We start from the raw sequence: 13,068 nt of genomic DNA, 5'->3' as shown, positions 1-13,068 counted from the left end.
CCGTCGACGTCCCAGTCCGCCCGCCGCAGCAACCGCTGCATCCCGTCCGGGCTCACCTCACCGGCGCGCTCGGCCAGCGTCCACCCGTTCTTCCGTTCCAGACCCGCAACCAAACCCGAGACATACTCACGCACCCGGCTGCGTGGCTCTGCCCGCGCAAACCGGCCAGATACCCGCTCATGCAACGTATCCAGCTCCGCAGCAACCACATCGACAACCACTCGACAAGTATCGATCACCTGTCAAGCAAGTGCCGTTGCAGTACTAGGACGAAAGGCCGCGCCCTGACGGATATTGCGTCCTAGACCGACGCTTATACCGCGGGCTCGGTCCTCATTCACCAGTGACGGACCGCGCCGCGGCAAGCACGAAGTCGACCAACCGCTCCGCGTACGCATCGAGGTTGGCGAGTTGCAGTTCACGTAGGTGGCTAGGGACGGCCTGGACATGCATCATGGCGGCCCCGCACAAGGTGTCAAGCAGCAAGGTGGCCGAAGTATCCTGGGGCAGTTCGCCTCGTTCGATGGCGCGGGCCACGATGGCGCGGGCGGCGACGGTCTGAGACGAGTTCACCTCGTCCCAATACTCTTTCAAACCGGGGACCAGGGGCGCCTCGAGCATCAGGCGCACCGTCGAGCGGCCGGAGTCCGCGACGTGCAGCCGCAACAGCTGGTTGGCCAAAGACAGGAGTTCGGTGCGCACGTCGTCGAATGCCCGGTCAGCGACCACCCTGACGCGGGAATGGACCGCGTCGATTAACAGGTCAGTGCTGTTTGGCCATCGCAGATAGATCGAAGCCCTGGCCACGCCCGCCTTCTTGGCCACAGCGACGACACTGAACCCCTTCCAGCCGAATTCACCGAAGACCTCCAGTGCAGCGTCGAAGACCCGGCGGTCCACATTGGGATCCCGAGGACGCCCTGCGCCCGATCCCGTGGGCTCCGTCAGTGCCCGTGAGGTAGTGGTCATGAGGACCCAGTCTACGGCCGCCCGCCACCCATTGCCGAACAGTGAGTGTCTATGTATTGTGACGCTCGACATATCTAGTCATCCTCAGCTCAGTAAAGGGTGTGGATCGATTGTGAACCGTTCGGAAATCCAGGACCTCCAGACCAACGGCGCCGGTCTTCTCGCACGCCGGTGGGGTACTGCCACCTTCCGTCGACACCAGCGATCTCGATCAAATTTGGGCGGCCGCGGGCGGGGGCGGCTGGTTCGACTAGTAGGCACGCTCCGCGCTCATCGCAGCGGCCAGCGAACTCGGGAAGGCGGTCTTCCCACTCCCCCTCACCGACGGATTCATCGCCGCTCGACTGTGGGGCCCGGACAGTGTGGTCGCCGCCCACAGCACGGATGGTTCCTGGAAAGTCACACTGGTCTCGACGGAGGCTCCGGACCGGCTCGTCGAGGCAGGCGAGGCCGCCACCCATTGACTTTTCCACTACTCGGAGTCCGGAACTGCGGCACTGCATCTCACCACCGGCCGCACCGAGATCGACGGCMTCACCAAGCCGGACTGGTCGACTGTCAGCTACGACGAAGCCGAATCCCAGATCGCAGAAGGCTCAGATTCCCTCAACGAGGCGATCGTCAAGCGATGCTCGACATCCTCGGACCCAACGCGGTCATGGGCCCGTCCGTCCGTTCCCGGCGCCCGCCGGGACGCACTCAAGAAATGTCTACGCCTGTCGATCATGTACGTCGTCGGCGGCGGTACCAACGAGATCCGGCGCGGCCTCATCCCCGCGGCCGCGGACTCCCCCGCTAATCCGAAACACCCTTCAACCAGGAGCATTCATGCCTACTGCGATTACGCCGGAGCGGCTCACGGCTCTTTTCCGGCCACGCAACGTCGCTCTCGTCGGAGCCTCGAACAAGTCCAACTTCTCACTCGTCGCATATCACAACCTTGTCCAATACGGATTCGGTGACCGCACATATTTGGTCAATAAGCGGGGCGCCGAGACCCACGGTCAGCAGACCTACACCTCCTGCACCGAGATACCTGTCCCGGTGGATCTGGCGTACATGATGGTGCCGCAGGCTGGCACCCTGGACGCGCTGACCGATGCGCACGCCGCTGGCGTGCGCAACGCGGTGATCCTGTCGTCCGGCTACGCTGAAGCCGGCGCGGACGGGCGTAAGGCCGAGGCCGAACTCCTCGCCCATGCAGAGTCGCTGGACATGGCGCTGTTGGGCCCGAACATGCTCGGCTTCACCAACTTCGTCGACGGCGTCACGGCGACCTCCATTCCGGTCACGCAGCGATCGCCGGGGTCGATCGGGCTGCTGTCGCAGAGCGGTGCCAGTTCCTCGGCGATGGCCGACTTCGCAGCCATGATCGGCGCGGACCTGTCCTACATGGTCACCTTGGGCAACGAGGCGATGATCACCGTGGGCCACGTCCTCGACTTCCTCGTCGAGGACGAGTCGACCAAGGCGATCGCGATATTCATGGAGACGATCCGCGATCCCGAGACATTCCGGCGTGCGGCGCTGAAGGCGGCCGCAAGGGGCAAGGCGATCGTGATCCTCAAGGCCGGCAGCAGCGAGCTGTCTGCCCGCACCGCGGCCGCACACACCGGCGCCCTCGTCGGCGACGACAAGGTCATCGACGCCTTGTTCCGCGAGTTCGGCGTCATCCGAGTCGACTCGATCGAAGACATGATGGTCACCGCCCAGGTCGCGGCTCATGTCGGACTGTTGGACCGACCCGGCATCGGTGTAGCGTCCATCTCTGGTGGCGCGTGCGACATCATTGCCGACCGCGCTCAGGATCGGGGCGCCCTCCTGCCGGAGCTTGCGCCCCAGACGCGGTCGACGATAGAAGAATTCTTCGCTGCCTACGGCACGATCCAGAACCCACTTGATGTCACGGGCGCCGCTGTCATCGATCCGAGCATCTTCACCAAGTCCATCGTGGCATTGTCGAAGGATCCCTCGATCGGTGTGGTCGCTGTCGTCAGCTCGATTCCGTGGGAAAACGACGGCCCTTCCCCAGCCGAGGCGTTGATCTCCAGCATTGGCAACGGCATCGCTCAGGCCGAGGTCCCCGCCGTGTTCGTGAACCAGGTTCTGCAGCCCAATACCGACTACACGCGCAAGATCATGACGGATGGCAATGTGCCGGTGGTAGTTCCGGGCATACAGGCCGGTGTCGTCGCGCTGCAGAACGTGGTGACCTGGTCGCATCGGGTTCAGGAGATCACCTCCTCTGCCTCCCACGCCCCTGCCGATGTCGCGGTCCCAGACAGCAGTGCCCGCCGGGGCAAGTGGTCGGAGTCGACCGCTCGCGGCTTGCTGGCCGACGCGGGTGTGCCGGTCGTTCCTGCAACGCTGGTAACCACTGCAGACGAGGCAGTTGTCGCGGCTGCCGCGGCCGGGGCGGCCGTAGTGCTCAAGATCGCCTCCCCGGACATCCTGCACAAAAGCGACATCGGCGGCGTCCGTTTGAACGTCTCCGGCGCCGACGACGTCCGGGCAGCATTCGACGCCGTCCACGCCTCCGCGGCCGCAGTGCCGGGAGCCCGCGTGGAAGGTGTCCTCATCTCCCCGATGCGACCACCGGCAACCGAACTGCTTGTTGGCGTCGTTCGGGATCCCCAGTGGGGTCCGATACTCGCGGTCGGGCTCGGTGGAATCTTCGTAGAGGTCCTCTCAGACTCCGTGCTTACTCCGCTGCCGGTGACTCCAGACCGGGCCCGGCAGCTGCTCGACCAACTGCGCGGCTCGACAGTCCTCGACGGCGTCCGCGGAGGAGCGGCCGCCAACCGCGACCGTCTCGCCGAGGTCATCTCTCGTGTCGGCGACCTCGCAGTTGCCCTCGGACCTGACCTCGTCTCCCTCGAAATCAACCCCCTGCGCGTCAACGGCTCCGAGATCGAAGCACTCGACGCTGTTGTGGAATGGAAGGACCAGGCGTGAGCACGCCTCACTCTCTCGACCCCCGTACCCCCGTCGTCGTCGGCGTCGGCCAGTTCACCGAGCGGGTTGACGCCCCCGAATACCGTGGCCTGTCGGCCGTCGACCTTGCTGCCGGCGCTGTTTCGGCTGCGCTCACCGACACCGGAGCCGACACCAACGCCGTTGCCGCCGCAATTGACACCGTGGCCGGAATCCGCCAGTTCGAAACGTCCACACCCGGTGCCCCCGCCCCGTTCGGGAAGTCGAACAACTATCCCCGTTCTGTCGCCCATCGTGTCGCTGCCAACCCGTCGCGTGCGATCCTTGAAGTCTCCGGCGGTCAAGGGCCCCAGCATCTGGTGACCGAGCTGGCTCGCGCGATAGTGTCCGGTGACAGCTCTGTTGCAGTGGTTTTTGGGTCCGAGGCGATCTCGACCGTCCGACATCTAGCCAAGACTGAGAACAAGCCGGACTTCACTGAGACCGTCGACGGAGGCCTTGAGGACCGCGGGTACGGTCTCGAGGGACTGATGCCGATGTCCGCAGTCAACCACGGCCTGACCGACGCTCCGAGCCAGTACGCACTGTTCGAAAACGCCCGCCGCGCCCGACTCGGACAGACACGGGACGAGTACGCCTGCGGTATGGGCAAGCTGTTCGCACCGTTCACCCGGGTCGCGGCGAGCAACCCGCACTCGGCGGCACCGACCGAACGCACCGCGGCCGAGCTGGTCACACCCACCGAACGCAACCGACCGATCGCCGACCCTTACACGCGGTTCGTCGTCGCGCGCGATCAGGTGAACCAGGGTGCCGCGGTGGTGCTCATGTCGGTTGCCGCCGCCCGGGAACTCGGTGTGCAGGAGGATCGATGGGTGTTCCTGCACGGTCACGCCGACCTGCGCGAACGCGACCTGTTCGACCGGCAGGATCTCAGTCGCAGCCCGGCCGCCGTCATGGCGAGCACGCATGCGCTCGAGGTCGCGGGTATCGACGTCGCCGAGCTGGCCACGATCGACCTCTACAGCTGCTTCCCGATCGCGGTGTCCAACGTGGCCGACGGACTCGGCCTGTCCTCCGATGATCCGCGTGGGCTGACCCTGACCGGCGGCCTGCCGTTCTTCGGCGGCGCGGGAAACAACTACTCGATGCACGCGATCGCCGAAACCGTCGACCGGTGCCGCAAGGAACCCGGCTCGTTCGGGTTCGTCGGCGCCAATGGCGGCCTCCTGTCGAAGTACTCGGTTGGGATCTACTCCACCCATCCCACCGGGTGGCGCGAGGACCGCTCCACCGAACTTCAGGCCGAGATCGACGCCTGGCCGACCGTGCCGCTCACCAACCACGCCGACGGCTGGGCAACCATCGAGACCTGCACCGTCAAGTACGACCGCAACGGTGACCACACCGGCATCGCCATCGGAAGACTCGAGAGCACCGGGGAGCGGTTCATCGCCAGCGGCATCGACGGTGACGACGGCATCCTCGCACTGCTGAATTCTCCGGAACCGATCGGACAGCGGTTCTACGTGCGCTCGTTCGGCTATGGCAACCGCGTCACCACCACCGAGATGCGGATGAATGAACTGCACCCACCCACAGTGCCAGTGTTGCGCGAGGGCTACGAACACGTCCTCGTCCACCGCGAAGGACACCGGCTCGAGATCACCATCAACCGGCCTCAAGCCCGCAACGCCCTGTTCCCGCCCGCGCACGAGGAACTGTCCGAGATCTTCGACGCGTACTTCGCCGATCCGGATCTGTGGGTGGCGATCATCACCGGTGCCGGCGACCAGGCGTTCAGCGCCGGCAACGACCTGATCTACTCGGCGAGCGGGAAACCGAACTACGTGCCCAAGAGCGGGTTCGCCGGGCTGACCAGCCGCCGCGGCATGAACAAGCCGGTTATCGCCGCCGTCAACGGCTTCGCCATGGGCGGTGGACTCGAAACCGCCCTCGCCTGTCACCTCGTCGTAGTCGACGAGAGCGCGCAACTCGCCCTCAGCGAGGTCAAGGTCGGACTGTTCGCTGGCGCTGGCGGTGCAGTCCGCCTGCCCCGGATGCTTCCCCCCAAGCTGGCGAACGAGCTCATCCTCACCGGACGCCGGATGGGTGCCCAGGAAGCGCTCGGTCACGGCCTCGCCAACCGGGTCGCACCCGAGGGCAAGGCACTGGACGTCGCAAGGGAACTCGCCGAGGCGATCATCGTCAACTCCCCTACCTCCGTGCGACTTTCACTCGAGGTGATGGAGCAGGCCCAGGGCATCGCCGATGTGATCGACGCCGTGAACGCCCGCACCACAGCCGTCGACGACCTGATGACCAGCGAGGACATGCGCGAAGGCCTCACCGCTTTCGCGCAGAAGCGCCCACCGGAGTGGCGCAACCGCTAGCTTCCCCAACTCCCCCAACAGAACTGGAGCACCGTCATGAAGACCCCCATCTGCGAGCTTCTCGATATCGAGATCCCGCTGCTCGCGTTTAGCCACTGTCGCGACGTCGTCGCCGCCGTCACGAACGCTGGCGGCTTCGGTGTCCTTGGAGCCTCCTCACATACCCCAGAACAGCTCGAAGAAGAGCTGGCCTGGATCGACGACCATGTCAACGGCAAGCCTTACGGTGCCGACATCGTCGTTCCCGAGAAATTCGAAGGCAAGGGGCAGCACCTCGAGGCTGCAGATTTGCTGGCGCTCGTGCCCGATGAGCACACTGATTTCGTCACCAAATTGCTCACCGACCACGGTATCGAGGCGGCCCGCGAGCAGGTGGTCGCGATGATCTTCGCCCCGAATCAGGTCGAGGAGGGCGAGAAGCTTCTTGAGGTGGCACTGCGGCACCCGATCAAGCTGATCGCCAACGCACTTGGCGTGCCGCCCCAGTACATGATCGACCGCGCCAAGGAAGCTGGAATCCCCGTCGCCGCTCTGGTCGGCGCGAAGGAACACGCGATCCGTCAGGTTAAGGCAGGGGTCGACATCCTCATCGCCCAAGGAACCGAAGCTGGCGGGCACTGCGGCGAAGTCACGACCATGGTCCTGATCCCCGAGGTCATCGAGGCGATCAAACCGATCCGGGAAGTGCCCGTCCTCGCCGCCGGTGGCATCGTCACCGGCCGTCAGATGGCTGCCGCAGTCGCACTCGGCGCTGCGGGCGCCTGGACAGGATCCGTCTGGCTCACCACCCCCGAGGCCGAAACCGCTCCCTACACGGTCGAGAAGATGATCGCGGCGTCCTCACGAGACACGGTCCGCTCGCGGGCGCGCACCGGGAAGCCGTCACGCCAGCTCAAGTCGGCATGGACGGAGGCCTGGTCGGCACCGGGGAGCCCAGATCCGCTGCCGATGCCGTTGCAGACCCTCCTCAGTGAGGGAAATCTGCGCCGGATCGACGGTCTGGCGGAGAAGGGCGACAAGGGTGCTCAGGATCTGGCGACATACTGGGTTGGCCAAGGCGTCGGGCTGATGAACAAGGTCAAGCCGACCCGTGAGGTGGTGCTCGATTTCGCGGAGGACTACCTCGAGGCGACCGAACGCCTGGCGAACTCGCTGGGGGACTGACAACAGCACGCGCTGCGGGCCCGGCTGAGAGCCAACACACGGCTCTCGGTTGGGCCCACCATGCTGCAAGCATCCAAACGTCCGATCGAGAGAGCATGTTAGAACGACCCCTCCAGCTGCCCTCGCCGTCCGTCGCGCATTGGGATTGGCAGCTGACCGCCCGCTGCCGTGAAGTCGACGCCAGCATCTTCTACCGCGACGACTCAGACTCCGAAGCGACGGCAAAATCGCTGTGCAACTCGTGCCTGGTGCTCGACGAGTGCCGGGCCTACGCCGTCACAGCGAACGAACCGCACGGTATCTGGGGAGGACTCAATCCCAATGAACGCAGTCGCCGGCGCTGGGAGTACGCGCCACGATCGCGAACTGAGACCATCGAGGTCTAGTACTGCAACGACAGTTTGTGATGTCGACGTTTGTAGTGACTGACACGGGCTCTGGCTTGGCTGACGCGGCGCCAAGTTCGACCAGTGCCATACGTGGATGAGAGTGTGTCGCACAGGACAAGCAACACGATTGAAGAGGCGTCGAATCTCGTTGATCGTCAGAGGAATTAGCGTTCCGGGACCCGCTGGAGATCCTTTTGAGCGTCTCGGCGCAGGATCGTCAAGAACGCGGCCGCGGCTATCGACAAGGTGATGTGCCGGTACCAGGCCGGGTACCCGCGGACCTGGTAGTGGTCGAGCCCCGTCTCGTTCTTGGCGGCCTGGAAGCACTCCTCGATCGCCCAGCGACTGCCGGCCACCCGCACCAGTTCGGCGGCGGGGTGTCGGCGGGGCCGTAGCAGATGTAGTAGGCGATCTCGTCCGGGTTGCCGATCGAGCGGCGGGCCAACAGCCAATGGCCGCGGCCGGCCTCGCGCAACGGCCGGATGTCCACCACCGCCCGGTCGTAGAGCCTGGGGCCATGGGCGCCGTCGCCGCAGTTGATCCGCTGCCATGCGGTCTCCGGTAGTTCCGCGACAACGGCATGGGCGCGGCGCTGCCGCAGCTCCATCGAGATCACCATCTGCGACTTCGGTACAGCGAGAACATGTGCCACACCACGGGATTCGAGCCACAGCCGGATTTTGCCAACCTGCCCGTAGGCCTCGTCACCGGTCAGCCACCCGAACGGCACCCCGGAGTCGAGGGCGCGCTCGATCATCGACTGCGCCAGTTCGGGTTTGGTCGCGAATTCCACGTCGTCGCCGATCCCGGCGGCGCGACACCGCTCCCGATCCTCGGTCCAGGCCTTCGGCAGGTACAACTCCCGATCGATCAACGCACGACCCCGGTCGGAGGCATAGGCGAGGAACACCCCGACCTGTGAGTTCTCGACCCGCCCGGCCGTGCCCGAGTACTGCCGCGCCACCCCGGCAGAACGAGTTCCCTTCTTCAAGAAGCCTGTTTCATCGACGATCAACACGCCGGCGTCGGCGTCGCCGATCGTCTCGACCACGACCTCACGCACGTCATCGCGCAACCCGTCACAGTCCCAGGAGTAGAAATTCAGCAACCGCTGCATGCCCTCCGGGCCGCTGTCACCGGCAGCCTCGGCCAAAGTCCAGCCATTCTTCCGCTCGATCTCACCGAGCAATCCGCGCACGTACGCACCCATCCGCCGCCGCGACTCCACCCGACTAAACCGGGACGCGAACCGCGCACAGAACGCCGTGAACCCCGCCGACCACTCCAGTACCTCAGATTGCACCACGATCAATTACCACAGGAACACCATTGGTCACAAAATGTCGTTGCAGTACTAGGCGTCGACGAGACGGTTCGATCCCGGCGGACGGCACATTTCGGAAAACCCACCATCTCCGTCCATTCCGGATCTCCGCGGCCCACACCGGTTACGCATCACCACCGAGTCGGGATGCGTGGCCGGGGCGTGGACCTCGGACACGACGATCGACCGCGCACCGGCGTCGCGCAGGGCGCGCTCGAGTCGACTCGCATCGAGGGCCCGGACCAGGACGGTGACCAGGCGGTAGCGGTCACCCGGGTCGGTCTGAGCGATCCTGGTCGGTGTCGGCGGCGGTTCGTCGACTGCGCCCGAGGCGAGTCCCGCACCCACCACGAAAGACGGCGCGAACTGGTAGGCGTCCATCCCCTGGCGTCGTCGGTCGAGCCCGAACTCCTCGTCCGGCGGGAGTCGCAGCCCGACGGTCTTCTCCGCGGCGAACGCGATCAGCAACGTGACGACGAACGAGAACGCGACGACTGCCACGACGCCAGTGCCTGATTGCCGAGCAGCGAGAAGCCACCGCCGAAGAACACGCCGTCGGAGCCGATCGTGTTGACGGCCTTCTTCGCGAACAGGCCCAGCAGCAGCGAGCCCAGCACACCACCCACGAAGTGCACCGCGACGACGTCGAGCGCGTCGCCGAAGCGGAACCACACCTTGAGCCGCAGCGCGAGCTGGCAGGCCAGGCCCGCCACCGCGCCGGTGGCCGCGCCGAGCACGGTGGCCCTGCCTTGCCGGAACCACTCGAGAATCAGCCAGATGACCAGCCCGGCGGCCGCGGCGACATGGGTGTTCAACAACGCCTGAGGCGCGACACCGTTCGCCTGCAGACCGTCCCCCGCATTGAACCCGAACCAGCCGAACCACAGGATTCCCGCGCCGACCATCGTCAGAGGCACCGAGTACGGCACCGTCTCGCTGTCCGGCCAACCCGCCCTCCGGCCGACCACGACGAGGATGGCCAACGCCGCGGCACCGGCAGACGCGTGGACCACCATGCCACCGGCCCAGTCCTGCGCTCCCCTACTCGCGAGCCAGCCCTCGGGGTTGAACAGCCCGGCATCACGGTTGAACGCGATGCTGTGTCCGATGAGGATCCAGACAACGGTCACCACCCCGAGCGGACGATGTTCTGCTGAAGCATCACAAGGGTGTTGCGGCTCTTGACCATTCCGGCATAGAAGAACGCCAGCCCCGGAACCATGAACAGCACGAGGGCGGCACAGATCAGGACCCAGGCAGTGTCACCGGCGTCGAAGCGGCGTCGTCGTGTCAGGACCCCAGCCGATCCCGCTCCGTTGTGCGACCCGCACAGGCGCGGGAGCAGTACCGGCTCTCGGTCAGACGCCGTAGTACCGTGCGACGTCGATCCGGGACAGCGGTATCCAGTCCGACGACGAACCCTCGGCGGAACGTGCGGCGGTCGCGGATCGGCGTTCCCGCAGGGCGACCGCGAGAGCGGGCTCCTCGTCGATCCGTTGCACCAATTGGTAGATGGCCGCGAGATGGTGGAGGCACGGCTTCCGGCGCCCCGTGCACGCGCAGGTACCGGCGTGATCGGCGACATCGCCGGTCAACGAGATGCCCTTGTCGACCAACTCGGCGACCAGACCGTCGGGCAGTTCCCCCGCCGCGACCCGGCGGTCGTCGGCGCCGGCGCGAGCGACCGTGGCGCGAACAGTGGCGGACTCGCGCCTGTCCCACAGCGGTACGTCGATCCCGACCGGGAAGGCCTTGCCGCGGACGGTCACGTCCGCGCGGATCCGGCCGGCCTCGGCGACAGTGAGAACGACGGAGCCGTTACCGGACAACATACGGGCCCGCGGCAGCAGCGAGTTCGGCGACGCCGCGGTGGTCGACTCGATGGTGCGGAGCCACGCGCGGCCCCACGCGGTGACACCGAGCTTGATGGCCATCAGTTCACTCCGAGCGTATCGAGGTCCAGCAGGGCGCGCAGTTCGGCGTCGGGCAGCTTGGCGAGCACCGCCTCCGGGTTCCCCGAAACAGATTCGGCGACGGCTCGTTTCGAGTGATGCATCGCGGCGATGTGGTCCTCGATCGTCCCCCCGGTGACGAGGGTATGCACATTGACGGTGCGGCGCTGCCCGATCCGGTGCGCCCGGTCGGTGGCCTGGTCCTCCACGGCGGGGTTCCACCAGCGGTCATAGTGCAGCACATGACTGGCCCGGGTGAGATTGAGTCCGAACCCGGCGGCGCGGAGACTGAGAATCAGAATCGGCGGCCCGTCGGGCGAGGACTGGAAGGTCTCGACGAGTTCGTCGCGGCGCTCCGCGCCGAGGCCCCCGTGCAGGAACGGCACCGTGCCCAGGCCGAGTTCCGAGCTCAGGTGCGCGGACAGCAACTCACCCATCGTCCGGTACTGCGTGAACACCAGTGCCCGGTCGCCGTCCGCGACGATCTCGGCGAGCATTTCGGTTGCCCGATCGAACTTTCCGGAACGCCCCACCAGGTCCCGGTCGTCCGCTCCGGTCAGCTGCGCGGGGTGATTGCACACCTGTTTGAGCCTGGTGAGCAGCGCGAGCACGTTGCCGTGGCGCGCGATGCCGCTGCCCAGGCCGTCGGCGAACGCACTCTCGACGGCGGCGCGATAGAGCCGGGACTGCTCGTCGGTCAACGTGCACGCGACCGTCGAGTACTGCTTCGGCGGCAGGTCGGTCGCGACCTGCGCCTTGGTACGGCGCAGAACGTACGGGGCGATCACGGCGTTGAGCCGTTGCGCGGCGGTCCGCGACCGGCCGGACTCGATCGGGGTCGCGAACCGCTGACGGAACCGAGCCCGGGTCCCGAGGACCCCCGGATTGGTGACGTGGAGCAGCGACCACAGCTCCTCGAGCCGGTTCTCGACCGGAGTGCCGGTCATCGCCACCTTCAGCGTCGCCGGCAGCCGAGCCGCGGCCTTGGCTGCCTGCGCGGCCGGATTCTTGATCTGCTGGGCTTCGTCGAAAACCACCGAGTCCCAGGCGACGTCGGACAACGCGTCGGCGTCGGACCGCAGGACGGTGTAGCTGGTCAGCATCACCGTTCTGTTCGGGAGCGTCACCGGCAGTGCGCGGTTCGCACCGTGGAAGACCACCACCGGCAGGTCCGGTACGAAGCGACCCAGTTCACGACGCCAGTTGCCGATCACCGATGTCGGGCACACCACCAGATGCGGGCCCGCGTCCGCACGCATCGCGAGCAGGGCGACGGCCTGCAGCGTCTTGCCGAGGCCCATCTCGTCCGCGAGGATCCCGCCGCCCTCGCCCGCCAACGCCCGGAGCCAGCCCACACCGTGAATCTGATAGGGGCGCAGGGTCGCCTGGATCCCGGCCGTCTCCAGATCGCCGACGAGCGCGGCGGCGTCGAGGAACTGACGGAGCGACACCGCCGCCGACGGGACAGCCGACTCCCCCGCGTCGAGGGTCGCGTGTGCGGCCACCGGCATCGCGTCGGCCAGTTCGGTACAGGCCGCATCGCCCCGTCCGGACAACCGGGCGGCCTCGCGCCACACCGACACCGACACGCCGAGCCCTTCGTGTTCGGGCCGCAACCCGCGGAGGGCGGGCAACACGGCCGGCAGGTCCACCGCCCGCGCCTCCACCGTGCGTGGTTCCACCCTCGTGCCGTCGACGGGCACCGCGAGCCGGCACGTCGTGGGCCGCCCCGCCGGTAGTCCGTTGTCCGCCAGCGCCGCCTCGACGTCGTCGACACCCCACCACACGAGCGTCCCGAGCGCGGGATCGAAGGTGGCCTGCAGCCGTCCGGGATTCACGCTCGACTCGTCCATGTCCGCCGAGACTAGCGCCGCAGGGGCCTCCGCCGCCATCGGAATCGGCCCGGAAGTTCGCAGTTCAGGTGTGGTTTTCCCAACATTGAC

At 66.4% G+C, this 13,068-nt stretch carries 10 protein-coding genes and 2 pseudogenes; 4 read left to right on the top strand and 8 right to left on the bottom strand.

The window, feature by feature from the left end; all coding sequences use genetic code 11:
• A pseudogene (locus AB4Z09_RS15655) lies at nt 1-221 on the bottom strand (IS701 family transposase); the annotation flags it as partial.
• A gap of 112 nt (nt 222-333) precedes the next feature.
• Nucleotides 334-900 (bottom strand): TetR/AcrR family transcriptional regulator, encoded by a 567-nt coding sequence (locus AB4Z09_RS15650; protein WP_254622539.1) that lies wholly within the window; start codon nt 898-900, stop codon nt 334-336.
• A gap of 897 nt (nt 901-1,797) precedes the next feature.
• Here AB4Z09_RS15650 and AB4Z09_RS15645 point away from each other — a divergent pair.
• The 4 genes from AB4Z09_RS15645 to AB4Z09_RS15630 all read left to right on the top strand — a co-directional run bounded on the left by AB4Z09_RS15645 (nt 1,798) and on the right by AB4Z09_RS15630 (nt 7,846).
• Nucleotides 1,798-3,924 (top strand): acetate--CoA ligase family protein, encoded by a 2,127-nt coding sequence (locus AB4Z09_RS15645; protein ID WP_174910883.1) that lies wholly within the window; start codon nt 1,798-1,800, stop codon nt 3,922-3,924.
• The gene (locus tag AB4Z09_RS15640) at nt 3,906-6,296 is read left to right on the top strand and encodes an acetyl-CoA acetyltransferase (protein WP_174910886.1); all 2,391 of its coding nucleotides are present in this window, start codon (nt 3,906-3,908) and stop codon (nt 6,294-6,296) included. Before AB4Z09_RS15645 ends, AB4Z09_RS15640 begins: the two co-directional genes overlap by 19 nt.
• 36 nt (nt 6,297-6,332) lie before the next feature.
• Nucleotides 6,333-7,460, top strand: coding sequence for a nitronate monooxygenase (locus AB4Z09_RS15635; protein WP_174910889.1), 1,128 nt, complete (start codon nt 6,333-6,335; stop codon nt 7,458-7,460).
• A 95-nt stretch (nt 7,461-7,555) separates the two neighbouring features.
• Complete coding sequence (locus AB4Z09_RS15630) at nt 7,556-7,846, top strand: WhiB family transcriptional regulator (protein ID WP_174910892.1); 291 nt, start codon at nt 7,556-7,558, stop codon at nt 7,844-7,846.
• 167 nt (nt 7,847-8,013) lie between these two features.
• On the opposite strand, the pseudogene AB4Z09_RS15625 reads toward AB4Z09_RS15630, so the two are convergent.
• The 6 genes and pseudogenes from AB4Z09_RS15625 to AB4Z09_RS15600 form a co-directional block, all read right to left on the bottom strand.
• Nucleotides 8,014-9,152: pseudogene (locus AB4Z09_RS15625) on the bottom strand (IS701 family transposase).
• 51 nt (nt 9,153-9,203) lie between these two features.
• A complete protein-coding gene (locus AB4Z09_RS15620; protein WP_442240121.1) occupies nt 9,204-9,674 on the bottom strand; it encodes a hypothetical protein in 471 nt (156 codons plus the stop codon).
• Entirely contained in the window at nt 9,635-10,303 is a 669-nt protein-coding gene (locus tag AB4Z09_RS15615) for a hypothetical protein (RefSeq protein ID WP_442240120.1), read from the bottom strand. Before AB4Z09_RS15615 ends, AB4Z09_RS15620 begins: the two co-directional genes overlap by 40 nt.
• Entirely contained in the window at nt 10,300-10,395 is a 96-nt protein-coding gene (locus tag AB4Z09_RS15610) for a hypothetical protein (RefSeq protein WP_368077054.1), read from the bottom strand. The genes AB4Z09_RS15615 and AB4Z09_RS15610 overlap by 4 nt, the downstream gene beginning before the upstream one ends.
• A gap of 136 nt (nt 10,396-10,531) precedes the next feature.
• Complete coding sequence (locus tag AB4Z09_RS15605; protein ID WP_174910895.1) at nt 10,532-11,107, bottom strand: hypothetical protein; 576 nt, start codon at nt 11,105-11,107, stop codon at nt 10,532-10,534.
• Nucleotides 11,107-12,978 carry a DEAD/DEAH box helicase gene (locus AB4Z09_RS15600; protein WP_442240119.1) on the bottom strand — a complete coding sequence of 624 codons (1,872 nt, stop codon included), beginning with the start codon at nt 12,976-12,978 and terminating at the stop codon, nt 11,107-11,109. The genes AB4Z09_RS15605 and AB4Z09_RS15600 overlap by 1 nt, the downstream gene beginning before the upstream one ends.
• Nucleotides 12,979-13,068: the final 90 nt, after the last annotated feature.

It is taken from the genome of Rhodococcus sp. TAF43 (assembly GCF_052113525.1).
Taxonomy (GTDB): domain Bacteria; phylum Actinomycetota; class Actinomycetes; order Mycobacteriales; family Mycobacteriaceae; genus Prescottella.
This window is presented reverse-complemented; position numbering and strand designations above follow the sequence as displayed.